Source organism: Chthoniobacterales bacterium, from assembly GCA_018883245.1.
In the GTDB taxonomy this organism is placed as follows: Bacteria; Verrucomicrobiota; Verrucomicrobiia; order Chthoniobacterales; family JACTMZ01; genus JACTMZ01.
Genome location: VEQL01000012.1, coordinates 1 through 23828, shown reverse-complemented (window position 1 = coordinate 23828; position 23828 = coordinate 1). Strand labels below are relative to the sequence as shown.

The following is a 23828-nucleotide window of genomic DNA, read 5'->3' as shown; positions in this document are numbered from 1 at the left end:
GCGCCGCAAATGAGTCAGGCCCCCACCCGCATGGGCATGAGCACGTAAACGAAGGGCGCGTTGATCTTGATGACGCCGGGACTGATGTCGTCGATCAGCTCGAAATGGACCTCGTCCTCGTTGAGATACCGCAGCGGGGCCATGAGAAATTCCGGATTGAATGCGATGGAAATGTCCTTGCCCTTGTAGCTCACGGCCAGCGCTTCGCGCGCCTCGCCGACCTCGGGAGTGTTCGATGTGATGTCGAGATTGCCCTTGGAGAAGCTGAGGCGGACGGAAGCCGTTTTCTCGGTGTTGAGCAACGAAACGCGGCGGACGGCGTTGAGCAGCGACTCGCGCTCCACAGTGACGCGCTCGTTGACCTTCGTGGGGATCACCTGCACGTAGTTCGGGTAATTGCCTTCGACGAGTTTGGAGATCAGCGTCGTAGGACCGCAATCGAACTGCACCATGTTCTGCGCCAGGCGCACGACAACGTCGCCGTCGTCTTTGAGGGCGCGCATCAACTCGGAGATCGCCTTGGTGCGGACGATGAATTCGCGCTCCTGGCTGGGCGGTATCTCGAGATCATTGACCTCGGCCAGGGCGAGGCGGCGCCCGTCGGTGGCCACGAGGGTGAGCTTGTCGCCCTTGAAGGAGAAAAAGATGCCGTTGAGGACGTAGCGGGTCTCGTCGAGGGAAATGGCGTAGTGCGTTTTGCGCAAGCCGTCTTTCAGGTCGGCCGACTTGAGCTTGAACTCGACCGAACCGTCGAACGCCGGCATCCCGGGAAATTCCGCCTCGGGCAGACCGAAAATTTTATAAACGCCCGCACCGCTCTTGAGGGTGGCGAGGCTCTTGGGATCGACCTCCACCTCGATGTCCGTCTTCGGGAGATCTTTCACCAGAGTGCTCAGGCGCTTGGCCGGCAGCGTGGTCGCGCCGGACTTGCCGACCTTGGCGGGCACCTTCGTGCGCACGGTGAAATCCAGATCGGTCGAGGTGAGCGTCAGTTCGTCGCCGTCGGCTTGCAGCAGGACATTGGACAGGATGGGCAGCGTGCTGCGGGGATTGACCGCACTGACCGCGTTTTGCAGCCCTTCGGCGAAAGCTTCCTGCGAGATGGTGAATTTCATGGGTTGGATGGAGTTCCCGCGCCGGTTGGCGGAGCGTTCTATGTCCGAAAATTCCTGCCGGCTGTCAAAGCCTTCTTCACCTTTGGAGTGAAGTCTCGAGGAAGCGGATCACCTGGCGGAGACTCTCCTCGTTGTCCATGCGCGCCTGCACCGTTTTGCAGGCGTGGATCACAGTCCCGTGATCGCGGCCGCCGAAAGCCTCGCCGATTTCCTGCAGCGACGATTTGGTGATGCGGCGCGAAATGAACATGGCGATCTGGCGCGGGAACGCGATGTTGGCCGGGCGGCGTTTGCTGGTCATGTCGGCCAACCGCACGTCGTAATGCTCGGCGACTTTCCGCTGCACCTGGTCGATGCTCACGGCGCGGCGGGCTTCCTCCTGCAGAATGTCGCGCAACAGGTGCTCGACCGACTCGTCGGTGAGCGGGCGGCTGCTGAGGGAGACGAACGAGGCCACGCGCAGGAGGGCGCCCTCCAAACGGCGGACGTTCGATTTCACACGGTGGGCCAGGTATTCGAAAACATGCGCGGGCAGTTTGACCTGCAGCATGTCGGCCTTGCGGCGCAGGATGGCGAGGCGCGTCTCCATGTCCGGGGGCTGCAACTCCGCGGTGAGGCCCCACTCGAAGCGCGAAACCAGCCTCTGCTCGAGGTGGGCGATTTCACTCGGCGGCTGGTCGCTGGAGAGGACGATCTGTTTGCGCCCCTCGAAAAGCGAATTGAAGGTGTGGAAAAACTCTTCCTGGGAGCGCTCCTTGCCGCCAAGAAACTGGATGTCGTCGATGAGGAGGACATCGGCCTGGCGGTAGCGTTTGCGGAACTTGACCAGCGCGTTGGTCTGGATGGCCTGGATGAAGTCGTTGGTGAAGGTCTCGCTGCGGACGTAGGCGATGCGGGCGCCGCGCTTGCTGCGTGCGATGTGGTGACCGATGGCGTGCAGCAGGTGCGTTTTGCCCAGACCGACGCCGCCGTGGATGAAAAGAGGGTTGTAGGTGCGCGAGGGGGCCTTGGCCACGGCCAGCGCGGCGGCATGGGCGAACTCGCTATTGGTCCCCACGACAAAGGTGTCGAACACGTAGCGCGGATTGAGACCTTTGGCATCCGGAGGTTCCTCGATCTCGCTTTCCGGAGCCGCCGCCACGGAGGCCTCCGACGCGGGCGCGGCCGGCTCAGTCTTGGAGCCGCAGTTATCCACAACGAACTCCACGGCCCGGCGGCTGCCGAAGACTGTGAGCAATGCGGCTTGGACTTGGGCGGCGTAGTTGCTCTCGATCCACACCTGATAAATGCTGTTGGGGATGGCCAGGGTCAGCGCTTTGGAAGTCAGACCGGTGAGTTGCAGCGAGGAAAACCAACGGTCGTAAACGCCCTCGCCCAATTCGGCCTTCAGTGCCGAAGCAACTTGTTCCCAGACAGCGTCCAACTCCCCGGCGGTAGCGGAGTTATTCACGTCCGCTCCGGCGTCTCTTTTGGACGCAGGGACGGACTCAGGCTTGGGCCGACGCGAGCGGGGGAACGCTGACTTGGAAGCGGAGCGCATTGAAGCGGAACGGGGCATAAAATCTTTCATTTACAGTGGGCAAAACTCTGGAGGCGGCGCCGCGAGCAAACAGCAAGCAGTCCGCGCGAGCGGGGAGGACGGCAAAAAAGCGACCGCACCCAAAAGCGCGCCGTGGGGGAAAAACAGACCCGAATTTGCTCACAAGTTGTTCACAACGGGTCTGGATCTCTTGCGGCGACACGAGCGCGAGCGTATCGGCGCAGAAAATCGCGCTCAAGAATTTTGCGAGCTTCGGAAAATTTTTTGGAAATGCACTTGACCGCGCATCCCCGGCGGAAGCGCCGCTGCAGTCCGTGCGCCGGCGCACGCCGCGGTTCGAAGTCATAAAATGCAACGCCGCGATCAGCCGAGATCCTTGACCAGCACCTTCGATTGCCGGCCGGCGGTGTCATATTTTTTCTTCCGCGCGGCGGGAAGATCGTCAGGCGACGCCTCCTGGAAGCCGCCTTTGATCTGCAGGTATTTGTAAGCCTGCGTGCTCAACGCGAAGAGCCTCTTGAGGCTTTTTTCCCTCGCGAGATTTTCCGTGAAAGCCATGAGCTTGCGTCCGTGCCCCTCGTTTTCGTGGTCCTTCAGCACGTAGAGGCAAGCCAGCTCGCCGCACCCCTCCTCGGGATAAACATGCAACGCGACGCACCCCATCAGCTTGCCGTCGATCTCCAGCACCCAGTAATCCTGCATCTGCTCGAGGATTTCCGTCCGCGTCCGCCGCACGAGTTCCTCGTTGGCCATCGATTGCCGGATGAGCGCCATGATCGCCCGGACGTCCTTTTTGAAAATTTTCCGGATCTGCTGGTATTCGTTCGAGTAGATCATGGTGCCGATCCCCTCGTTGCTGAAGACCTCGTCGAGCAAGGCCTCGTTGGCATGGCCGTCGAGGATGTGCACGCGAGGCACGCCCTGACGGCAGGCCTTCGCGCCATAGTCGATCTTCGAATAAAGGTTCGCCGCCTCGCCGGCCTTGCGTTTTTTGGAAAGTTCCTCCGCCTCGGCAATGCTGAGCTGCCGCGGCAGGGCTCTGCCTGCGGGCGACTTGGCGTCCGCGGACAAATAAATGATCTTGGCGGCCTGCAATGCTTCGGCCAATTCGGAGGCGGCGTGGTCGGAATTGACGCGGTAAGTGTGGCCCTCGCCGTCGAACCCGAGCGGGGGCATCACGGGGATGATCCCCTCGTTGAGCAGCATGTGGAGGCACTTCACATCGACCCGTTCGATGCGTCCGGTGAAACCTTGGTCAATGCCGCCCAGAATTCCCGCCGGGTGGGCGATGACAGCGTTGGCGTAAGCAGCCCGAAGGTCCACCGAGGCCAGCCCTTCGAGAATCTCGTGGGTCAACCGCATGGCGGCGTCGATGCTGACATCCAAAGTCGCCTCGTCCGTGATCCCCGTGCCGTCGGTATTGCTCGGTGCGAAGCCCGCTTTTTTCGAAGCCTCTTGGATCTGGTGACTGGCGCCATGCACCAACACGACGCGGATGCTCAGCGACCGGAGCACCGCGAGATCGAGAAGGATATTGGCGAAGTTCGGCGAAGCCGCAACTTCCCCGTCCACGGACACCACGAAGATCTTTTCGCGGAAGCGCGGAACATATTGCAAAATTTCCCTGAGATCGCTGACGTTCACAGCTCCAGAGTTAGGGGTTTCCGCGGAGAAATATCAACGCGGAAACCGAACGTCGGAACCATTGCGGCAAGTCGGCGCGCGTTCCGCGCAGGTCAGCCGCGCACGTGCGCCCCGGGCGCCGGCACGAACTTTACAAGCAGCGTGCGGGCTGCCAGTATGCGGGGTTCATGTCGATTTTGATCAACGTCCTCATCGCCTTCCATGTGCTTGTCTGCATGCTCATGGTCGGCATCGTGCTGATGCAACGGCCCAAAAACGAGGGCCTCGGAGCGGCTTTCGGTGGAGGCATGACCGAAAACATTTTCGGCGCGCAGACAACGCACGTCCTTCAGAAGTTCACCGTGTGGCTCGGCGTGGTGTTTTTCGTCCTCACCCTCTTGCTGGCGATACTTTACGCCAAACGCGGCACCGGCGAGACGATCATCCAGAAGGAGCTTCTCAGCCAGCCCGTGCCGCAGGCCTCCGCCACTCCGGCCGCTGCCGCGCCGTCACCAACCGCCGTCCCGGCGGCTTCGACCGCCGCGCCCGAAGCGGGCACCTCGCCTGCCGCGACGCAATCGACCCCCGAAGCTTCCGCCGCGCCTTCCGGCAACTGACCGGACGGCGCATTTTTCATGCGCACCCTCGGCACGATCGCGGAGACGGTGGAATTCCGCCGCACCTGTCGTCCACCGGTCGTTCTTGTGCCCACCATGGGTGCGCTGCACGCAGGGCACGCGGCGCTGGTCGATGCCGCACGCCGGCACGCCGGCGCCTCGGGCACGGTGGTGGTGAGCATTTTCGTCAACCCGACACAGTTCGGGCCCGCGGAGGATTTCTCGAAATATCCGCGCACGCCCGGGGAAGACCTACGGTTGTGCCAAGGACACGGCGCCGATGCGGTGTTCGCGCCATCCGCGGAGGAGATGTATCCGCCGGGCGATTCGACCTTCGTGGACGAGACCGCGCTTTCCCGCGGACTCTGCGGTTCCGCGCGTCCGGGCCACTTCCGCGGCGTCTGCACCGTGGTGGCGAAACTTTTCAACATCCTGCGCCCGGATGCAGCCATCTTCGGCGAAAAAGACTACCAGCAGCTCGCGATTATCCGCCGCATGGTGCGCGATTTGTTTTTCGGCATCGAAATCATCGCCCACCCGACCGTGCGCGAAGCGGACGGACTCGCGCTCAGCTCGCGCAACCGTTACCTCGCGCCCGACCAACGCGAACGGGCGAGTCGTTTCCCGGCGGCACTGCAGCAGGCGGCCAAGGAGCGGCGGCCGTCGGAAATCCTCGCCACCGCAGCGCGTCTCATAGAGGACGGGACAGGCAGCAGGCCGCAATATGTCGAAGTCGTCGATGCCGGGACGCTCGAGCCCGTCGGCACGCTCGACCGTCCGGCTGTGCTTGCGGCGGCGGTCAAAATCGGAGAAACACGCCTCATCGACAACGTGCGCCTGGCGCCGTCGCATGGAAAAATTTGACCATATCGTCATCGGTTCCGGCATCGCCGGGCTGACGTATGCCCTCAAGGCAGCCGGATCGGGCACTGTCGCGCTCGTGACCAAGCGCTCCAAGGCCGCGACCAACACCGCATGGGCTCAAGGCGGTGTAGCCTGTGTGACCAGCCCCGAAGACTCGTTCGAGCTGCACATCAAGGACACCTTGGACGCAGGGGCCGGTCTTTGCCACCGGGACATTGTGGAGACAGTCGTCCGTGAAGGACCCGATCGCATCAAGGAACTCATCGAACTCGGGATGTCTTTCGATTTGCGCGAGCGGCCGGACGGAATTACCGAGCTGGATCTCGGGCGCGAAGGCGGCCATTCGAAGCGACGCGTCCTGCACGCGCAGGACTTCACCGGGTTGGAAATCGAAAACACCCTGCTTGCGGCGGTGGACAAGCACCCTTCGATCCGCGTGATGGAGGACCACATGGCGATCGATCTCATCACCACGGGAAAACTCGGCTACGCCATCGAGGACCGCGTGGTCGGCGTCTATGTGCTCGACGAGAAATCCGGGGAAGTCCTCACCCTGCGCAGCGACCGGATCATCCTGGCCACGGGCGGCTGCGGAAAAGTGTATTTATACACGACGAATCCGGATATCGCCTCGGGCGACGGCGTGGCCATGGCATGGCGCGCGGGTGCGGCCGTGAGCAACATGGAATTCGTGCAGTTCCACCCGACCTGCCTTTTTCACCCCGAGGCCAAATCGTTCCTCATCAGCGAAGCCGTGCGCGGCGAGGGCGGGGTGCTGGTGGACGAAAAGGGTGAGCCGTTCATGGACCGCTACCACGCCTTGAAGTCGCTCGCCCCGCGCGACATCGTGGCCCGCGCCATCGACGCGGAGATGAAAAAGACCGGCGCCAAGTGCGTCTTTCTCGACATCACGCACAAACCGCGCGAGTTCCTGCAGGCGCGTTTTCCGAAAATCTACGAAACCTGCGCCGGTCTCGGGATCGACATCGCCAAGCAACCGATACCGGTTGTTCCGGCTGCGCACTACCAGTGCGGCGGCGTGAAGACCAACGAGCACGGCGAAACGACGTTGCGCGGACTCTTCGCGGTCGGCGAAGTTGCCTGCACCGGGCTGCACGGAGCGAACCGTCTGGCGAGCAACTCGCTCTTGGAGGCGCTGGTTTTCGCCAACCGCGCCGTTCTCAAGGCGACGAAAAACCACAAACCGGCCGATGACATACAACTGCCCGAGTGGCGCCCCGGCAGCGTCACCGACGTGGACGAACTCGTTGTCATCTACCACAACTGGGACGAGATCCGCCGGCTCATGTGGGACTATGTCGGCATCGTCCGCACCGATAAACGCCTGCAACGCGCCGCCACGCGCCTGCGCAACCTGCAGAAGGAGGTCCAGGAGTTTTACTGGAACTTCAAAGTCACGACCGACTTGCTGGAGTTGCGCAATCTGGTGACTGTCGCCGCCCTCATCGTTGATTGCGCCCTGAGCCGCAAAGAGAGCCGCGGACTGCACTACACTCTCGACTATCCGGAAACGGGCAGCCCCTTTGCACGCGACACCGTGATGCGAAGAGCATGAAGCGGCGGCATTTGCTACCCGTTTCCGATCAACAACTTGCAATGGGAAAAAGCATCGCGGACGCGCGCGACCACATACGGGCATCCAGCGCAAGTTTGTGATGGTAAGGAAGGCCATCTCCTCCGATAATCCATGCTCGCCCCATTACCTTTGCCCATGTTGCCCGCCCGATTCAAACGACGCTGCGCTGTCGCGCTTCTTTTTATCGCCGGCGGCATCACTGTGCAGGCGCAAGAACAGGCACCGTCGCAAAACGAGCCCGGTCCGCCCGCCGTTGAGTCCTTCGAGCAACCGGTTGCAGGCGGCGAAAACGGCTCCGCGGGTTTCCGTTTCACCTACCCCGTCCGCGACGCGCAATCCAACCAACTTGTCACCGAGCAAGCGGAGTCCACGCAAGTCTCCACGGAAAACGTTCCCGCGCCGCTTGACGCGCCTCCTCCACCGCGCCGACACCGCGACGGCAATCTACTAACCCCGCAACCTCCGCAGAGCGCCGTCTCCGGCGGTGCAAGCGCGACCACCGGCAGCAACAGTCCGGACATCGGCGAGGGCATCTTCCAACGCAGTCCGTTCCGCTACAGCTTCGCGATCAACGAAGGCTACAACAGCAACGTGAATACCAGGCAGGACGGCGGCGTGCAGAGCATGTATACGCTGGTTTCCGCCGGCATCGGCTACGATTTCGGCAGTTCGCGACTGCAACTCAACACCAGCCTCTCCGCCGCGCTGGCCTTCTATTACAACAACGGGGAACTCGCCAACGACGGCCTGTTCCCCACGATCAATTTCGTGCTCGGCGCCAATTACGCCGCCACCCCGCGGCTCGACCTCTCGTTCTCGACCGTCACCTCCCTCCTCTCGCAGCCGAATTTCACCGTCTCGGGCGCGCCGAACTCATACGAGAACATGTATATCATCAGCGACACGCAGATCGGGGCCAAGTATCTGTGGAAGCCCAAGTTCGCGACCGAGACGACTTACAACCCCCTGCTTTTCTATTACATCGATGCGCCCAACAACTCGGACTTGAGCCGCTTCGAGCAGACGATCAGCCAGCAATTCCTTTTCCTCTGGAAACCCACGACCGCCCTCGTTGCGGAATACCGCTTCAACACGCGGAACTATTTTTATGACTCTGACCTCAACAGCTGGGGCAACTACGCGCTTCTTGGGGCGGATTATACGCTCAATCCCCGCTCGTCCGCTTCGTTCCGCGCCGGCGCCGAGCAACGCGTCAATCAGAACCCCTACGGCGGTTCGAACGGCTACATCGGTCCGTTCGGCCAGCTGAATCTCAACTATGCCCCCGGTCCGGACACCGTCGTCGGCCTGCAGGCGCGCTATGGAACCTCGGCATCGGGGCTCACCAACTACAACCAGGGGCAGCAGGTTCTTCTCGGACTGAACCTAGCCCACCAGTTCACCGCCCGCATCGCGGCGAATGCGTTCTTCAATTACCAGAACAACTACTACAACCAGCCGGGCGAGATAAACAACCAGTCGCCCAGCTTCAGCAACGACATCTTCAACACCGGTGTCAATGCGAGCTACCAGATCAACCGCATCTGGTCCGTGCTCGCCGGTTACACTTTCACCACGCTGATGTCGGGTAACACGGCGCAGCAGCAGGATTACACGCAGAACATCGTTTACATCGGCACGGAAATCGATCTGTGACGGCGATGCGGCCAGGCCGACACTTGCGTCAGCCGGCTGCCCGCAGATCGCGCGTGAACTGCGCGAAAATTTCCGCAAAGCCCTTGCTCCATCCCTCGGCCGCCGCCGCGGGGGACACCTCGCGCATGGGAATTTCGCGACGGTAAATGTTTTCGAAGAGTTGCCTGTCGCCGTCGGACCCGCGATCCACGAGCACCATGACCACCGCGACAACGGCGCGCGGCTTCGAAGTGTCCCGGTAATCCGCGTAGAGGGACACGAGCCGGGGCTGCACGACGAGGTCCGCCGCAAGCGGTCCGCCCGGCTGCAGCACCTCACCGGCCCGCGAAAGCATCAGCCACTTGCGGAGTTGACCTCCCAGCATCTGCGCGGGCGGCGCCAGAAAGCGGTTGTAATAGTCGCGCTCGTAGCGGGATTCGTCCGCCCGGTAGAGAAACATCTGGCCCGCCGCCTGCGGAGCGGCCGAGAAAGGCAGCACGGAAATCGTCCGCCCGCCGCGCATGCCGGGCGCCGGCGCGGGAATGTCGAAAGCGAAATTGTCGGTCAGCACCGCCGGCTGGCGCAGGCTGCAGCCGCAGAGCAGCGTTCCGGCGAGCAGGAAGGCCGGAAGGACACAATTGGCGCGGAACACCCTCATCTTCGCTGTTTGCGGCCGGCCGGATCGAAAGGCGAGCGCTTGGGCGGCTCGCCGAGCAGGAGTTGCGACGGATACTCGCGGATGTTCTCGCTCAGGACGCGGAAATTTTCCGCCGTGGCCTGGAAATCGCTGATGATACTTCCCACCGCATCGGCATTGAGCAGCGGACTTGTCTGCAGCGCCGCGGCCACCCTGTCCATGTCGCCAGCCAGTTTGGTGAGGCTGCCCATCATCTGCTGTCCCTCTTTCGTCAACTGCTCGACAGGCAGCTGGTTGACTTTCGCTTTGAGGTCGGCAAGCAGGCCCTGCAATTCCACGCTCACTTTGGCCAGTTCCATCTTCTCGATATTGGCGCCGAATTTCTGCAGCGTGCCGTCGAAATTTTTCAGCGAAATCTCGAGCTGATCCAACGTCTTGCGAAGGTCCATGGAACTGAAGGTGTCCATGAGCTTGTCCACCGACTCAAGCATGCTGGTCAGCGTTCCGGGCGCGGACGGGATGTAATGATGCTGCGGCGTCCACCATATACCGAGCGGCGGCGCCTGGGCCGGGTTGGAGACATAGTTCAGCTCGAGAAAATTCAGACCCGTGATCCCCTGCGGCTGGAGCATGACGCGCAACCCCTGCCGCACAGCTTGATCGAGCAGCGGCGTGAGGTCCTCGTTGAACATCCCTTCGAAGACCGGCACGTTGATTTCCATCTCGAGATAGACGTAGTCCTTGCGCCCGCCCCCCTCGGGCGGCGGACCGTAGCGGTTGAAGCAAAAGTCGATGCGCGACACGCGACCGATGGGCACGCCGCGAAATTTCACCGCCGAGCCGAGATCGAGTCCCTGCACGGTCCCGTCCACGTAGGTCTCGAAATACATGCGCGGCTTCCAGAGATTCCCGGCACCGAGGAACACCAGCGTCGCGGCCAGCAGGAAAAAGCCGGCGATGATGAAGAGCCCCAACTTGAAATAGCGTGCTTGGCTTGCCATGGCTTGCGTTCAGGCTGCGCGTGCGTTCTCCGGCTCGCGCCGGAAAAAGGCGCGCACGTAGGGGTTTTGCGGGCGGTCCCGCAACTCCTCCGGTTTACCCTCGGCGACGATTCCTCCGCGGTCCAGCATGATCACACGGTCGCCGATGGCGTAGATGCTGGCCAGCTCGTGGCTCGCGATGACAAACGTGATGCCGAAGTCCCTCGAAAGCGCCCGGATGAGGTCGTCGAGGCCCGCCGATGTGATCGGATCAAGGCCGGCCGAAGGTTCATCGAGAAAAAGTATGCCGGGGTCCAAGGCCATGGCCCGTGCCACAGCGGCCCGCTTTTGCATGCCGCCGCTTATTTCCGAAGGCAGATAGCCGGCGAAGGCACCCAAGCCGACTTGCTGGAGCTTGAGACGCGCCACCATGCCCCGCGCGGACGATGGAAGATTCGTCCACTCTTCGAGGGGAAGGGACACATTTTCCGCCAATGTCATCGATCCGAACAACGCGCCGCCCTGATACATCACCCCGAACTTGCGCAGGATGCGTTCGCGCGCCGCACCGGTCGCGCCAACGATGTCTTCGCCGCCGATCAGGACTTCGCCGGCCATGGCCGGATAAAGCCCGATCATGTTTTTAAGCAGGGTGCTTTTCCCCGATCCCGAGCCGCCCAGAATCATGAAAACCTCTCCCCGGCGGACCGAAAAACTCACGTCCTCGAGGATGACATTCCCGGCGTAACCGGCCTTGAGATGCCGCACCTCGATGATTTCCACGTGATCCATGGTCAGAATTTCAGCTGGTAGTAAACCACCGCGAAAACGGCATCGAGAAGCACGATAAGAAAGATCCCGGTCACGACCGCCCGCGTGGTCGCATCGCCGACGGCGGAAGGACCGGCACCCGTCTGCAGACCCCTCATGCATCCCACGCCGGCGACGACAGCACCGAAGAAAAACGACTTGATCAAGCCCGCCGCCACATCCTTGAGCGTGAGGGCTCCGGAGAGCTGGTGGAAGAGCGTAGCCAGGGGAAACCCGAGCATCAGCATGACGAACAGGCCCCCGGCCACGCCGATCGCCATGGAATAAATCGTCAGCACGGGAGTCACCGCAACGCCCGCAAGCACGCGCGGCACGGCAAGGAAGCGCACCGGACTCAGTCCCATCGTGGTGAGTGCCGCCACCTCCTCGTTGACTTTCATCGTCCCGATCTCTGCGGCGAAGGCCGATCCCGAGCGGCCGGCCAGAACGATCGCGGTCATGATCGGACCGAGTTCGCGCGTGATGGCCAGCGCCACGAGATTAACCACGAAGATATCGACCCCGAACTGGCGCATCGGCATTGCCCCTTGGAAGGCCATGATCATTCCCATGAGAAAACTGATGAGCGCCACAATGGGCAAGGCGTTGGCACCGGCCTTCTCGACGATCATCCACCACTCGCGCCAACGCACCCGCGGCCTGCGTCCGAAGGAAAGCAAACCCGCGCCGACCTCCCCGACAAACGAAGCTTCGTCATGCCAGTCCGCGGCCCGCTCCGCGGCCGCGCGCCCGATGTCCTCGATGCGCGCGAAGCGTCCGACATCCCCGACACGGGCGCCGGACATCCCGGCGCGGTCCACCGCGTCGATCACCGAGCGGAAATGCGGGGCCAGACCCTCGATCCTGCATGTTGCCCCCGTGCGACTGCGCGCCTCCTCCAACGCGACAAGCAACGCAAAGCCCGCACCGCCGCACTCCTGCACGCCGGCGCATTCGACGGTCACAGGACCGTCTGCGGACCGCGCCGCAGCCAACACCTCGTCCCAACAGCCGGCCACGGCGCGATCGTCCAACCGCGGGGGCAAATGAATCACGGGGGCACCTGCTTTGTGCTCCACTCGCCAGCCTGCGGATTGCTCTGCAGCGTGCGCGGACATGACACCTACAAACTTGGCACCACACCCCCACGCGGGCGAGCAGTTTCACGCGGGCTCCTTGGAAGCAAGGGCGATCCGTCCGCGCCACACAGCCCGGCGGGCGTCACTACCAGCGGTCAAAGCTTGCCGCCTCGGGGTGACCGGCCCTCATCCACCTCGATCAGGTCGAAAATGGTCACGATATCCGTGCGGTCCGAGAGACCAAGGCCGGCCAGACGCTCACGCACGCGTGAGCTGAGGTCGTCGTTCCACCCGCATTTGCGCAGAAATTCGTTCCACATGAAAATATCCGCCATTGCCGGGCGCCGGCCGTGCTCAAAGCACCACTCCAGCACTTCGGCGTCGGACTTACCCGCACCCACCTGCACAGCCAGATCATCGTAGTCCACACCGAGAAAATCGCAGCACCGCTGATCGAAACCGCGCCCGAGGTTTGCGTGGTAATCGGAGGGCAGATCCCCGCACTGATGCATCCGGATTTTATCCGTCATGCGGGGAAAATAAACGATGTCCTGCTCGCGGTCGTAGGGGCTGCGCGGAAATTTCATAGCACCGCAGTCTGGGCCACGGGAGTCCGCGAAGTCCATCGCCTTTACGGCCTCGATGCATCATGATGGGTTTGTGAAACCGGGTGACGAAATCGATCTGGAGGTCACTGATCTTGCTTACGGCGGGGCGGGAATCGCACGCCACGAGCAGCAGGTGGTTTTTGTCCGGTTCACGATACCCGGCGAAACCGTCCGCGCGCGCATCCGCAACGTTCGCCGGACTTGGGCCGAGGCGGACGCTCTGCGGATCATCCACCCTTCGCCCGATCGCGTCGCGCCGCCGTGCCCGTTTTTCACCCGCTGCGGAGGCTGCGCGTATCAGCACATCACCTACCCCCGTCAACTCACCGAGAAAACAAGGCAGGTTCGAGAATCCCTGCGCCGCATCGGCAAGTTCGCGGACGCGCCGGTCGAGCAGATGCGTTCATCCCCGCACGAATACGGATACCGCAACCGCATCACCGTGCATGTGGATCCGCCGAGGATCGGATTCCGCGGCACCGATCCACGCCGCATCGTGGACGTGGATCGCTGCCTGCTGGCGAACAAAGCCGTCAACGACCGTCTCGAAGCATTGCACTCGAAGCGCCGTTTGAGACCCGGACCGGCAACCTTGCGGGACACGGCATCGGCCGCGGGGGGCTTCCGCCAAGTCAACGACGAGGCGGCGGAAATCCTCGCGGAAATCGCGGCGGACATGGCCGGCTCCGGACAAATCCTCATCGATGCGTATTGCGGCGCCGGTTTTTTTGCGCAGAGGCTGAGCAAAAATTTCGCGCGTGTCATCGGAATGGATTGGGACGGCCGCTCGATCGCCACGGCGCGAATCGAGGCCGGCGCGAAAGAGGAATATGTCGAGGGAGACACGGCGGAGTTGCTGCCCGCGGTTCTGCAGGCGAACGAGGGTGCCGTGTTGCTGCTCGATCCACCGGCGCAGGGACTGGCGGCGGAAGTCATTGCCGCCATCCTCGCGTTCCGACCGCCCCGGATTGTTTACATCTCGTGCGATCCCTCGACGCTTGCGCGCGACCTGGCGAAGGTGAGCGGTTCCTACGAACTCCGCCGTGCCGTGCCTGTCGACATGTTCCCGCAAACCGCCTCGATCGAAGTTGCTGCGCTGCTGGAGATCCGCCCCGGCGACGTCAACCCCAGGGCCGGCGGAGAGCCAGACCGATCCCCGCAACAAGCTCGCGGGGTAGGTCCGGCGTAGCACCGCGACGGGAGCACACGAACGCCGCGGCCTCCGCGCACCAAGGAGCGGCTTCCCGCAGAGTCCGTTGCTCCGCAAGAAACGCCGAGAGCACCGAGGTAAAAACATCGCCTGCACCCACGGTGTCCTCGACCTCGGTCCGCGCAGCGCGTTGGTGGTGCCATTCGCCCCCCTCGGCGAACCAAGCCCCGTCCGCACCACCCGTGAGAACTCCGCGCGGGATACAAAACTCCCCCAGCATCCCGGTGAAAAGCTCCCGATCTTCACCTCGGGCTCCGAGCATTCGCGACACGATGCGAAGTTCGCTGCGATTCATCTTCAAGACATCGCAGTGCCGCAGGCTCCAGAGAACACAGTCGTCGTCGTAAAAAGGCTCGCGGAGATTCAAGTCCGCCAGAGCAAGTGAACCCGAGCGGCGTGCTTCGCCAACGAGCGACCGGATGGTCTGCCGCGAGACCGGACTGCGCTGCGCCAATGTGCCGAAGACCACAACCCGGGCGCCGCGAATACTTTCGCGCACGGACGCGCAATCCCCGATAAAATCCCACGCCGCAGGAGCCCCGATTTCGTAGGAGGGTTCACCGGCGGTCAGCCTGACACACACCGCCCCCGTGGGATGAAATTCATCCTCCCGCATTCCCCCGACGCCGACTTTCGCGGCCTCAAGCCATTTCCGCAGCCTTGCACCGCGCTCATCGCAACCGATGCGCGAGACAAGGCCCGACTCGAAGCCGAGCTGCGCCGCATGGAAGGCTACGTTGGCGGGCGCTCCCCCGGGAAACTCCTCACCATCGGGGGCGACATCGACCAGAACTTCGCCGAGGCAAACAACCGGCACGTGGGGCGGGCGCAAGCAGGCCGGCTACGGACTGACGGGTGCCGGCGTCGGCGTAGGAGTCGGTTCAGCAGGCGGGATGTTCGGCGGAACAACCGGAGGCGGAGGAGGTATAATCGGCGGCGGGACTGCGGGCGTCAGATTTGATTGGTTGGAAACTTCCGTGGCAACATTTTGAGCCAAGCTCTGGATAGCTCCGCCATTAGGCAGTTCATTGATGCCGAACGCCTGGTAGGTGTTGTCGGGTTTGAGTATGACCGCCGTGCCCTCTGCGACAGGAATTTGTTCGCCCTCGGTGGTGGTCGCTATCTCCGAACCGGTGACCGATGCAACCGTGACCGTGGAAGTCTCGGGATTGGACCCATCAACCGTGATGACCGTCTGGCCGGGCAGCACCGGACTGATGTTGCCGCGCGGCGTGACAACGAGAAGAGCCGCGTCGGCAAGGCCTGAGTCGGAATGGACTGCCACGATCGTGCCCAAAGTCAGCGTGATGGTGTATTGGGGGATCGGGTTGCCCAGTTCGTCGGTGATTTTGTCCATGGACATTTCGCCGATGGTCACTTGCGAGTTGGGCTGGAGTTCGATGACGATACCGGGCGCGACCTCGATCATCACCTTGCCATCCTCGCCAGTGCTGACGGTTGTGCCGGGAGCAAGAGTGGAGTTGACCAGAGACGCGGCCGGCGACTCTTGGCTGTTGACCAGCACCTTGGCCGCACCTTCGGACTTCGCAAGCATGGCGGCATGAAGCGATCCGGACGCAAAAATGCAAACCACGGCCAGCAGGCCGAGTCTGACGACGAGGGGGCGAATAAGCACAGAATACAAATGACCCAAAAGCACCGGCAGTCAAACCCCAATTTCAAGGCGCCGCCGGTGCAGGCGGGGCTGCGAGAGGGGGTTGCGCAGCCGGAAGCAAGCGGGACAGTTGCGCCCCGGCCATCATGGCAGCAGGCGTTCCCGGATAGAGGGATCCGATCGACTCCAGGACGGCCCGGGCCTCTCCCTGCCCGCCGTTTTTGACAGACAGAATCTCCGCCTCGGCCAACATGGCCAGCGGAGCGGCATACGAATCCTTGTATTTGCTGGATACGGTGCGGAACTCCTCGAGCGCGGCATCCGTCTTGCCTTGGGCCCGGCGCAGTTCGCCGAGAGCGAGCACGCCTGCCCCGGCCAGAGGATGATCCGGCTGCGAAGAGACAAATCTCTCGAGTTCGGCCACCGCGCCGTCAAGGTTGCCCCCGGCACGCAGCGAGGAGGCCAACTCGAGCGAAGCATTTCCAGCCGCCAGCGAGCCGGGATACTTTTCGATGACTTCGCGCCATCCGTCCGGCCCGGTTGCCGAGCTGTAAAGAGATTCTGCGGAGGCACGCAATCGCGCCGAGTTCCAAAACCACACGCCGGCTCCCGTGATCAACACGACGAGCGCGACGAGCGCGACAATCACTTTGCGCCCATGCTCCTGCCAAAACAAATCGCCCGCCGTCATCTCCAGCGCGGGATCGACAGCCGGCATCAGGACCGATCGACGGTGTTCGTCCATAACTCAGGAGGAAACCGCGGCGCGCGCCTCATCGGCGAGAGCGGTGCTGAGGTAGCGCTCGCCCGTCGAGCAGGCGACGGTGACGATTAGCTTGCCTTTGTTTTCGGGGCGCTTGGCCAACTCGAGTGCGGCCACGACGTTCGCCCCGGAGCTGATACCTGCAAGGATGCCTTCTTCTTTGGCCAGGCGGCGGGCCATGGCGAAAGCGTCGTCATTGGAAACGGTGACCACCTCGTCGACCACGTCCAGATGAAGATTGTCGGGGACAAAGCCGGCGCCCGTGCCTTGGATTTTGTGGGGCCCCGGCTTGACCGGCTGACCGGCGCGCGTCTGCGTGATGACCGGCGAATCTTTGGGTTCCACCGCCACGACCTTGAAGCCCGGCTTGCGCTTTTTGATCACCTCGCCGACTCCCGTGCAGGTGCCCCCGGTTCCCACGGCGGAAACAAAGACGTCGATTTTGCCGTCAGTGTCTTCCCAAATCTCCTCGGCCGTGGTTTTGGCGTGGATGTCGGGGTTCGCCGGATTTTTGAACTGCTGCGGCATCCAGCCGTTCGGCGTGTTTTTCAGAATTTCCTCGGCCTTGGCAATCGCGCCTTTCATACCCTCCGCGCCGGGCGTCAGCACCAGCTGCGCACCGAGCATGGCCAACAGGGTGCGGCGCTCGACGCTCATGGTCTCGGGCATGGTGAGGATGAGTTTGTAGCCCCTGGCGGCGGCGACGAAGGCCAGCGCGATGCCCGTGTTGCCGCTGGTGGGCTCGATGATGACGGTATCCTTTTTCAGCAGGCCTTTCTTCTCCGCGTCTTCGATCATGGCCATACCGATGCGGTCTTTCACGCTCCCGAGCGGGTTGAAAAACTCGCATTTGAGGGCCACGGTGGCACCGGCACCCTCGCTCACGCGGTTCAATTTCACCAGCGGCGTCCGGCCGACGGTCTGCACGATATTGTCGTAAAGTTTTCCCATGATGTTTTATCGGGTTCGAATCGGGACGGTCTGGATACGGGCTCGGGCTGGCGAAATCAACGCCGGAATTGCATGCTCACCGCAATCGCAGGATGTGTGCCGGGCGTTCATGAGGGTCGAGCATCACGTAATTGCGGCGCCCGTGCCACCCGAAGCGCTCGCCGGTAAGAAGATCTTCGACCGCGTAATCCGCCTCCCACGGCAGCCCGAAATCGCCGAGCGGAACATCGACCCACGCGGACTGCCTGTTGTGCGGGTCGAGGTTGACCGCAATCAGGAGCACGTTGCCGGCCGTGGCTTTGGCATAGAAAAGGATGTGGTCGTTGTCGGCATGAAGAAATCGCAGGTTCGCGAGGTGCTGCAGGGCCGGATTCTGGTTGCGGATCCGGTTAAGGCGCGTGATCAGGCTTTTGATGTTCCCGGGCGCGTTCCAATCACGCTGCTTGAACTGGTATTTCTCGCTGTCGAGATATTCCTCGCGTCCCGGCAGCGCCGCATTCTCGCAAAGCTCGAATCCGCTGTAGATGCCGTAAAGCGGCGACAGCGTTGCCGCGAGGACGGCGCGGATCATGAACGAAGCGCGCCCGCCATGCTGCAGGAAGAATGGAAGAATATCGGGTGTGTTGGTGAAAAGGTTGGGGCGGAAGTAATCGGCCGACCACGGCGCGGTCAGTTCGGAAAAATATTCCGTGAGTTCGTGCTTGGTGTTGCGCCAGGTGAAATAGGTGTAGCTCTGCGAAAAGCCGGCTTTGGCCAGAACGCGCATCATCTTCGGCTTGGTGAAAGCCTCGCTGAGAAAGATGAGGTCGGGATATTTCTTGCGCGTCTCGGTGATGAGCCACTCCCAGAACGCCAGCGGCTTGGTGTGCGGGTTGTCCACGCGGAACGTGCGCACCCCGCGCCCCGCCCACCAGAGGATCACGTCCCTCAACTCCTCCCAAAGCTCCCGCCACTTGGGGTTGTGGTAATCGAGCGGGTAAACGTCCTCGTATTTTTTCGGAGGGTTTTCCGCGTATTTGATCGTGCCGTCCGGACGGTGGAAAAACCATTCGGGATGATCGGCCACGTAAGGATGGTCGGGCGAACAGTTGAGTGCGAAGTCCAGGGCGATTTCCATCCCCCGCTTTTTTGCCTCCCCGACCAGCCACTCGAAATCCTCGAGGGTTCCGAGTTCGGGTGCGACGTCGCGGTGGCCCCCGCCATGCGGGCAGCCTTGGTGGCGGTTTCCGATGGCATAAGGAACACCGGGGTCACCGGGCCCGCAAACCAGCGAATTGTTGCGGCCTTTGCGCTTGGTCACGCCGACCGGGTGGATCGGCGGAAAATAGATCACGTCGAAGCCCATGGCTTTCGCGTCATCAAGGCGCGCCACGCACTCGCGAAAAGTCGAACCGCGGTCTCCGCGCCCGCCGGCGGAGCGGGGAAAAAACTCATACCACGCAGCGAAGAGCGCACGGCGACGCTCGCTCATGATTTTCGCGTGGGGGCGGAACTCGGTCGCCATGGCACGGTTCGGGAACTCCGCCATGAGCTTGGCTGTTTGCTGATCCGCCGCCAGCGCGGCCGCTTTTTGCCGGTCCGCCACAGCCAAGGCGCGGGCCGCCGCCCGAAGCGCGGCCGCTGCCGGACGCTTCCCCGCGCGCCGGGCACCCGCCTGCAGCAGATGAACTCCCTCCGCGATCTCGGACGACAGATCCTTCTGCCCGCCCGCGTGCTTGCGGGCGAACTCGTCACTCCATGAAGCATAGGCATCGGGCCATGCCTCGACGGTGAATTCGTAGTCGGAGATTTCCCCGGGAACGAAAACGCCGGCCCACACATCGTTGCCCTCGTGCGACATCGGGGACTCGTGCCATTTCCTCGCGCCGCTTTTGCGCCATTTGAGGAGGACGGAAATGACGTCGTGCCCATCCTTGTAAACATCCGCCGTGACGCGCACGGGTTCGCCGGCCATGCGCTTGACCGCGTAGCGTCCGCCGTCGAGCAGCGGCTGCACATTTTCGATGATGACCGTGTCCTTTTTCACGTGCCGTATTCTGCGGCCGCGCGACGCGCGACGGCAGCCAGTGGATACCAATCTGCTTCCGTTTCGCACAAGGACGCAAGACGTTCGGCAGCCGCGGGGATGTGGCCGAGAAAATGCGTGCGACCCTTCACCCGCCCGAGAAAACCGTAGGCTCCGAGCGCCTGCATCAACCGCTGACGCGCGCACGCGCGAAGCTCGTCCGCCCACGACGGATCCCCGGTCCGGCCCGCCAATCCCGCGTAAAATGCCGACATTTCTTCGCGCTCGGCTTCGGACATCGGCACGTAGGGATCGTAAATCAGCGAGGCCACGTCATAAGCGGCCAACCCCGCGCGCATTCCCTGGAAATCGATCAAGGCCACGCTGTCGCCGCGAAGCAGGATGTTCTGCGATTGGAAATCGCGGTGAAGCAGCACGCGCGGCAGCGAGGCCAACCGGACCGCCTGACCGGACAACGGGACCGCGGAACGCACGCCTTCGTCACCGCGCATGAAATACTCGAAAAAATAATCCTGCTCCCAGAGGTAAAGAGCCTCGTCGAAGGGCGCCTGCAAGATTCCCGCCGCCTGCGCCGCGGCAAGATCGGCCGCGTGAATACGCGAGGCTTGTTCCAGCGCGCGGCAATAAAGACCCCGGCGCTCGTCCCAAGCGGCCCCGCGCTTCGACCACAAATCCTCTTCCCCCTCATCCTCGAGGAGAAGGAAGCGCCGTCCCGCTTCATGGCCCAGAACCCGCGGCACATTCACGCCGCTGCGCAGAAGAAACCCGGCACACGCGGCATATGTTGCGTTTTCGATTTTTTCCGTTCCGTAGCAGACCGCCACAAGGCCGGCCGCCGCGCCGGCGCCGCGCCAGAATCGGCGGTCCGACCCGCCGCGGCGGATTTCCGTCCAGTCCCCGCCGGCGGACGCCGGACACACCCGCGCAGCCCAATCGAAAAGTTCTTTCATACCACGGTATTTTCCATTTCGCCCTCGGCAACCATGCCTTCGCGCACGACGGACGATACCACACTCGCGCCGTCGGCGACGCGGGCGCCGCGCCAGAGGATGGAATTCCCGACCCGTGCCCCCGCCCCGACAGCGCAATCCGCACCGACCCAGTTCCAACCGGACAAGCTCGCGTCGGGCGACACTTCCGCGCCCGGCATCCTCCACACCGGCCATCCTTCCGGGGCGCCGGCCGGCGGATCGAGCACCACAGTGCCCGCCGCAAGATCGCGGTGAATGCGCAGGTATTCCTCGACGGTGCCGATATCCCGCCAAACACCTTCGTCCAGAACGACGCCGCCGATCTTCCCGCCGGACCGGATGACATTGAGCCACACGGGCACGAAAGAAATCGCGGTCTTCGTCGGCACGCGCGCGAGCAGCGCCGGATCAACCACGCAAATTCCCGTGTAGAGGAAACGCGGCGCGGGCGATCCGAGTTCGCCGCGGATGTCTGTCACGCGGCCGGCCGCGTCATCGAAACCCACCTGCAACGGACCGCCGGATGAACGCAGCGCGAGTGTGCAGAGGTTGCCTGCCGATGCATGCACCGCCAGGAGCCTCGCGAGGTCGAGCCCGGCAAGTATGTCACCGTTGTGCACGAGCACGGGCCCCGGCAGCAGCAGATCCTCGACGTTCTTGAGCCCGCCCGCCGTTTCGAGCAAATCCGGCTCGTGGCGGAAGAAAACCTCCGCCTGCGCATAACGCGAGGCACGCGGATAGTCGGGAAAGAGGCGGACAAATTCCCCGGGCAACCGGTGCGTGTTGATAACGATGCGTTCGACACCGAGCGCGGCGATCCGCGCCAAGGCGAACTCGCAAAGCGGGACACCGCAGATGGGAACGAGCGGTTTGGGGATCTGATCGGTCAACGGCTGCAACCGCTGTCCCCATCCTGCACAAAGCAGAAAAGCGGTGCGCGGGTTCGCGCTCACAACGCACCGCCGCCCGCGGAGCCGAGCAGCAGACGCATCGGCAACATTCCCGAGGCGACAAAACCGTGCCTGCGGTAAAAGTCGAGCACGCGATCGTCCGCCCGGTCGGTCAGCAGCGTGATGCGGAGAAAATTTTTATCCCTCGCGAAGGCGATGGCGTGCTCGAGCAAACGACTCCCGTGCCCCTGCCCCCGGTGATCGGCATGCACCACGAGATCCTCAAGGAGCACGACGAAGCCGCCCTCCGCCGTGCTGATGGTGAAGAGCAGATTGATCATGCCGATGATGCGCATGTTGTTGCGCAGGACGAAAATTCTCCCGCGGTTCGGCTGCTCGAGGATGAGGCGAAGGCCGCGCAGCTGTTTGGCTTGATCGGGGCTGAATTCCGCCTCGCTGGTGAAAAGATCCGCCAACAAATCCGCCAGCAGCGGCAAATCATCGAGTGTGGCGGGTTCTATGCGCAAACCTGACATCGTTTGTTTGTAATGAAGGCATGCCCCCGCGTGCAAGGCGCCACGCGTCCGTCAGTCGCGCCCGAACTTGCGGTCCAGCTCACGCCAGGAAAATTGCAGCATCACCGGCCTTCCGTCGGGATCGCAATACGGCAGCTCGCAGGCGAGCAATTGCACCACCAGCGCGCGCTGCTCGCGCTCGTCGCGCACATCCCCGTCGCGGGCGCCCATCCGCGCCACGGCCCGCCGCACCGCCTCGTGCGGCATCGGTCCCCGCGGCCGCGACTCGCCGTGCAGGCACTCCGCGGCAAATTCCTCGAGCACACGGCGCGGGTCGCGCCCCGCAAGAAAATCGGGCAACGCCTCGACTTTCAGCGCCTGCGTTCCGAACGGCTCGATGAGAAACCCCGAGTCGCAAAGGATACGCGCATTGGAAGCCACGACCTCGTGCTCCCGGGGTCCGAGTTCGAGCACCACCGACGGCAAAAGGCGCTGCGAGGAAACCGGCACGCCTTGGGCGCCGCGTTGCAAACGCTCGAAAAGGATGCGCCGTCGCGCCGCCGCCATGTCGAGCAGGACCAGTCCTTCACCCCCCTCGAGCAACAGATAACGCAGCGACAACGCTCCGATGAGACGGAAGTTTTCCGAGCCCCCCCGCGCGGCGGCCTCGCCGCTTTGCCCCGCACCCGAAACCACCATTTCCGCGGAGCGCGCCTCGGGCGCCGAAGCAACCGGCAACGCGGGCTGGTGATGGGCGGCGGGCGCGGCGGCTGGAACGGACGGCGCCGGCGGTCGCGTCTCGATCCGCGCCATCACGTGAACTTTGGCCGGCTTCAACCACTCGGCCCGGGCGGCGCGCAGAGCCCCGCCGATGGCCGCGCTCACCGCATCACGCACGGCACCGCCCCGCCGGAACCGCACTTCGCGTTTCGCGGGGTGCACGTTGCAGTCCACCTCGCCGGGGTCGATGGCGAGATGAAGAACCACCGAGGGATGACGCCCCGGATCGAGCATCTGGTGAAAGGCTTCGCGCAAACCCGCGGCGAGAAAACCGCTCTCGACCGCGCGGCCGTTGACGAAAAAGAACTGGCGCGTCCTGTCGGCGCGCGTCGCACCCGGTCGTGAGACGAGACCCGTGACGCGGATCCCGTCCTGCTCGAATTCCGGAACATCGACCATGGCGGCCCGCTCTTCCGCCCCGAACAGGTCCTTCACGCGGACACCGAGATCTTCGGTCGCCGGCAAGCGGTGCGCATCGCGTCCGTCGCGCAGGTAGCGGATCGCCACCGAGGGAAAAGCGAGGGCCAGCGTCTCGATCGCGCGGTCGAGGTGCGCCGTCTCCGTCGCGGCACTGCGGAGAAATTTCCTGCGCGCCGGAACATTGAAAAAGAGCGACTTCACCTCGGTCGTGGTGCCCGCCGCGCATCCCGCATCGCGCACGAACGAAAGTTTTCCGCCGCGCACCGCCACCTCCGTCCCGCACTCGCTCTGCGCGGGCCGCGTGAGCAGGCGGAACTCGCTCACGCTGGCGATGCTCGGCAACGCCTCCCCGCGGAATCCCATCGTGCGCACGGCGGAGAGATCGGCCGCCGACGTGATTTTGCTCGTGGCATGGCGCTCGATCGCCATCAGCGCATCCTCGCGGTCCATGCCGGCGCCGTCGTCGGTCACGCGCACGAGCGCGGTTCCCGCGCCCCGCACTTCGACCTCGATCTGCCGCGCACCCGCGTCGAGGCTGTTCTCGAGGAGTTCCTTGAGCACCGAGGCGGGACGCTCCACGAC

General features: G+C 63.2%; 20 protein-coding genes and 2 pseudogenes. 5 read left to right on the top strand and 17 right to left on the bottom strand.

All coding sequences use genetic code 11. The features are described from left to right. Positions 1–14: 14 nt before the first annotated feature. From dnaN to argA, 3 genes are all read right to left on the bottom strand, one after another. Positions 15–1115: a DNA polymerase III subunit beta gene (dnaN, locus tag FGM15_06065; protein ID MBU3665427.1), complete on the bottom strand. Its 1101-nt coding sequence runs from the start codon at positions 1113–1115 to the stop codon at positions 15–17. 76 nt (positions 1116–1191) lie between these two features. Further along, on the bottom strand, positions 1192–2655 hold the full coding sequence (gene dnaA, locus FGM15_06060) for a chromosomal replication initiator protein DnaA (GenBank protein MBU3665426.1): 1464 nt from the start codon (positions 2653–2655) through the stop codon (positions 1192–1194). Positions 2656–3018: 363 nt separating this feature from the next. After that, entirely contained in the window at positions 3019–4299 is a 1281-nt protein-coding gene (gene argA, locus FGM15_06055; protein MBU3665425.1) for an amino-acid N-acetyltransferase, read from the bottom strand. A 167-nt stretch (positions 4300–4466) separates the two neighbouring features. Here argA and secG point away from each other — a divergent pair. The 4 genes and pseudogenes from secG (at position 4467) to FGM15_06035 (ending at position 9012) form a co-directional block, all read left to right on the top strand. Continuing rightward, a pseudogene (gene secG, locus FGM15_06050) lies at positions 4467–4736 on the top strand (preprotein translocase subunit SecG). A gap of 177 nt (positions 4737–4913) precedes the next feature. Continuing rightward, positions 4914–5759 carry a pantoate--beta-alanine ligase gene (locus tag FGM15_06045; protein ID MBU3665424.1) on the top strand — a complete coding sequence of 282 codons (846 nt, stop codon included), beginning with the start codon at positions 4914–4916 and terminating at the stop codon, positions 5757–5759. After that, positions 5746–7335 (top strand): L-aspartate oxidase, encoded by a 1590-nt coding sequence (gene nadB / locus FGM15_06040; protein ID MBU3665423.1) that lies wholly within the window; start codon positions 5746–5748, stop codon positions 7333–7335. Before FGM15_06045 ends, nadB begins: the two co-directional genes overlap by 14 nt. A gap of 132 nt (positions 7336–7467) precedes the next feature. Then, the gene (locus tag FGM15_06035) at positions 7468–9012 is read left to right on the top strand and encodes a hypothetical protein (GenBank protein MBU3665422.1); all 1545 of its coding nucleotides are present in this window, start codon (positions 7468–7470) and stop codon (positions 9010–9012) included. Positions 9013–9040: 28 nt separating this feature from the next. Here FGM15_06035 and FGM15_06030 read toward each other — a convergent pair whose 3' ends face one another. From FGM15_06030 to FGM15_06010, 5 genes are all read right to left on the bottom strand, one after another. Then, positions 9041–9649, bottom strand: a complete 609-nt coding sequence (locus FGM15_06030; GenBank protein ID MBU3665421.1) for a hypothetical protein — start codon at positions 9647–9649, stop codon at positions 9041–9043. Beyond that, positions 9646–10629, bottom strand: a complete 984-nt coding sequence (locus FGM15_06025; protein ID MBU3665420.1) for an MCE family protein — start codon at positions 10627–10629, stop codon at positions 9646–9648. The genes FGM15_06030 and FGM15_06025 overlap by 4 nt, the downstream gene beginning before the upstream one ends. Before the next feature lie 9 nt (positions 10630–10638). Then, positions 10639–11400 carry an ATP-binding cassette domain-containing protein gene (locus FGM15_06020; protein MBU3665419.1) on the bottom strand — a complete coding sequence of 254 codons (762 nt, stop codon included), beginning with the start codon at positions 11398–11400 and terminating at the stop codon, positions 10639–10641. 2 nt (positions 11401–11402) lie between these two features. Further along, positions 11403–12536, bottom strand: a complete 1134-nt coding sequence (locus FGM15_06015; GenBank protein ID MBU3665418.1) for an MlaE family lipid ABC transporter permease subunit — start codon at positions 12534–12536, stop codon at positions 11403–11405. A gap of 116 nt (positions 12537–12652) precedes the next feature. Beyond that, positions 12653–13084 carry a DUF5069 domain-containing protein gene (locus FGM15_06010; protein ID MBU3665417.1) on the bottom strand — a complete coding sequence of 144 codons (432 nt, stop codon included), beginning with the start codon at positions 13082–13084 and terminating at the stop codon, positions 12653–12655. Between the two features lie 55 nt (positions 13085–13139). Here FGM15_06010 and FGM15_06005 point away from each other — a divergent pair, with 55 nt between their 5' ends. Further along, on the top strand, positions 13140–14294 hold the full coding sequence (locus FGM15_06005; protein MBU3665416.1) for a class I SAM-dependent RNA methyltransferase: 1155 nt from the start codon (positions 13140–13142) through the stop codon (positions 14292–14294). Here FGM15_06005 and FGM15_06000 read toward each other — a convergent pair. The 9 genes and pseudogenes from FGM15_06000 to mutL all read right to left on the bottom strand — a co-directional run. Further along, positions 14227–15147: a carbohydrate kinase gene (locus FGM15_06000; GenBank protein MBU3665415.1), complete on the bottom strand. Its 921-nt coding sequence runs from the start codon at positions 15145–15147 to the stop codon at positions 14227–14229. The genes FGM15_06005 and FGM15_06000 overlap by 68 nt on opposite strands. A gap of 9 nt (positions 15148–15156) precedes the next feature. Continuing rightward, positions 15157–15951 (bottom strand): hypothetical protein, encoded by a 795-nt coding sequence (locus FGM15_05995; GenBank protein MBU3665414.1) that lies wholly within the window; start codon positions 15949–15951, stop codon positions 15157–15159. A 43-nt stretch (positions 15952–15994) separates the two neighbouring features. Beyond that, complete coding sequence (locus FGM15_05990) at positions 15995–16675, bottom strand: tetratricopeptide repeat protein (protein MBU3665413.1); 681 nt, start codon at positions 16673–16675, stop codon at positions 15995–15997. A 3-nt stretch (positions 16676–16678) separates the two neighbouring features. Next, entirely contained in the window at positions 16679–17644 is a 966-nt protein-coding gene (gene cysK, locus FGM15_05985; protein MBU3665412.1) for a cysteine synthase A, read from the bottom strand. A gap of 76 nt (positions 17645–17720) precedes the next feature. Continuing rightward, positions 17721–19655, bottom strand: a pseudogene (locus tag FGM15_05980) (DUF3416 domain-containing protein). An 11-nt stretch (positions 19656–19666) separates the two neighbouring features. Beyond that, on the bottom strand, positions 19667–20836 hold the full coding sequence (locus tag FGM15_05975; GenBank protein ID MBU3665411.1) for a hypothetical protein: 1170 nt from the start codon (positions 20834–20836) through the stop codon (positions 19667–19669). Continuing rightward, a complete protein-coding gene (locus FGM15_05970; protein ID MBU3665410.1) occupies positions 20617–21594 on the bottom strand; it encodes a hypothetical protein in 978 nt (325 codons plus the stop codon). Before FGM15_05970 ends, FGM15_05975 begins: the two co-directional genes overlap by 220 nt. Next, positions 21591–22067, bottom strand: coding sequence for a GNAT family N-acetyltransferase (locus FGM15_05965; GenBank protein ID MBU3665409.1), 477 nt, complete (start codon positions 22065–22067; stop codon positions 21591–21593). Before FGM15_05965 ends, FGM15_05970 begins: the two co-directional genes overlap by 4 nt. Before the next feature lie 51 nt (positions 22068–22118). Further along, on the bottom strand, positions 22119–23828 hold a 1710-nt coding region (gene mutL, locus FGM15_05960; GenBank protein ID MBU3665408.1), incomplete at its 5' end, for a DNA mismatch repair endonuclease MutL.

Bases quoted from the DNA above. Each gene is read 5' to 3' on its own strand.
- dnaN (MBU3665427.1), bottom strand. From the start codon at position 1,115: ATGAAATTCACCATCTCGCAGGAAGCTTTCGCCGAAGGGCTGCAAAAC.
- dnaA (MBU3665426.1), bottom strand. From the start codon at position 2,655: ATGCGCTCCGCTTCCAAGTCAGCGTTCCCCCGCTCGCGTCGGCCCAAG.
- FGM15_06045 (MBU3665424.1), top strand. From the start codon at position 4,914: ATGCGCACCCTCGGCACGATCGCGGAGACGGTGGAATTCCGCCGCACC.
- nadB (MBU3665423.1), top strand. From the start codon at position 5,746: ATGGAAAAATTTGACCATATCGTCATCGGTTCCGGCATCGCCGGGCTG.
- FGM15_06035 (MBU3665422.1), top strand. From the start codon at position 7,468: ATGCTCGCCCCATTACCTTTGCCCATGTTGCCCGCCCGATTCAAACGA.
- FGM15_06030 (MBU3665421.1), bottom strand. From the start codon at position 9,649: ATGAGGGTGTTCCGCGCCAATTGTGTCCTTCCGGCCTTCCTGCTCGCC.
- FGM15_06025 (MBU3665420.1), bottom strand. From the start codon at position 10,629: ATGGCAAGCCAAGCACGCTATTTCAAGTTGGGGCTCTTCATCATCGCC.
- FGM15_06020 (MBU3665419.1), bottom strand. From the start codon at position 11,400: ATGGATCACGTGGAAATCATCGAGGTGCGGCATCTCAAGGCCGGTTAC.
- FGM15_06015 (MBU3665418.1), bottom strand. From the start codon at position 12,536: ATGTCCGCGCACGCTGCAGAGCAATCCGCAGGCTGGCGAGTGGAGCAC.
- FGM15_06010 (MBU3665417.1), bottom strand. From the start codon at position 13,084: ATGAAATTTCCGCGCAGCCCCTACGACCGCGAGCAGGACATCGTTTAT.
- FGM15_06005 (MBU3665416.1), top strand. From the start codon at position 13,140: ATGCATCATGATGGGTTTGTGAAACCGGGTGACGAAATCGATCTGGAG.
- FGM15_05990 (MBU3665413.1), bottom strand. From the start codon at position 16,675: ATGGACGAACACCGTCGATCGGTCCTGATGCCGGCTGTCGATCCCGCG.
- cysK (MBU3665412.1), bottom strand. From the start codon at position 17,644: ATGGGAAAACTTTACGACAATATCGTGCAGACCGTCGGCCGGACGCCG.
- FGM15_05975 (MBU3665411.1), bottom strand. From the start codon at position 20,836: ATGGCCGGTGTGGAGGATGCCGGGCGCGGAAGTGTCGCCCGACGCGAG.
- FGM15_05965 (MBU3665409.1), bottom strand. From the start codon at position 22,067: ATGTCAGGTTTGCGCATAGAACCCGCCACACTCGATGATTTGCCGCTG.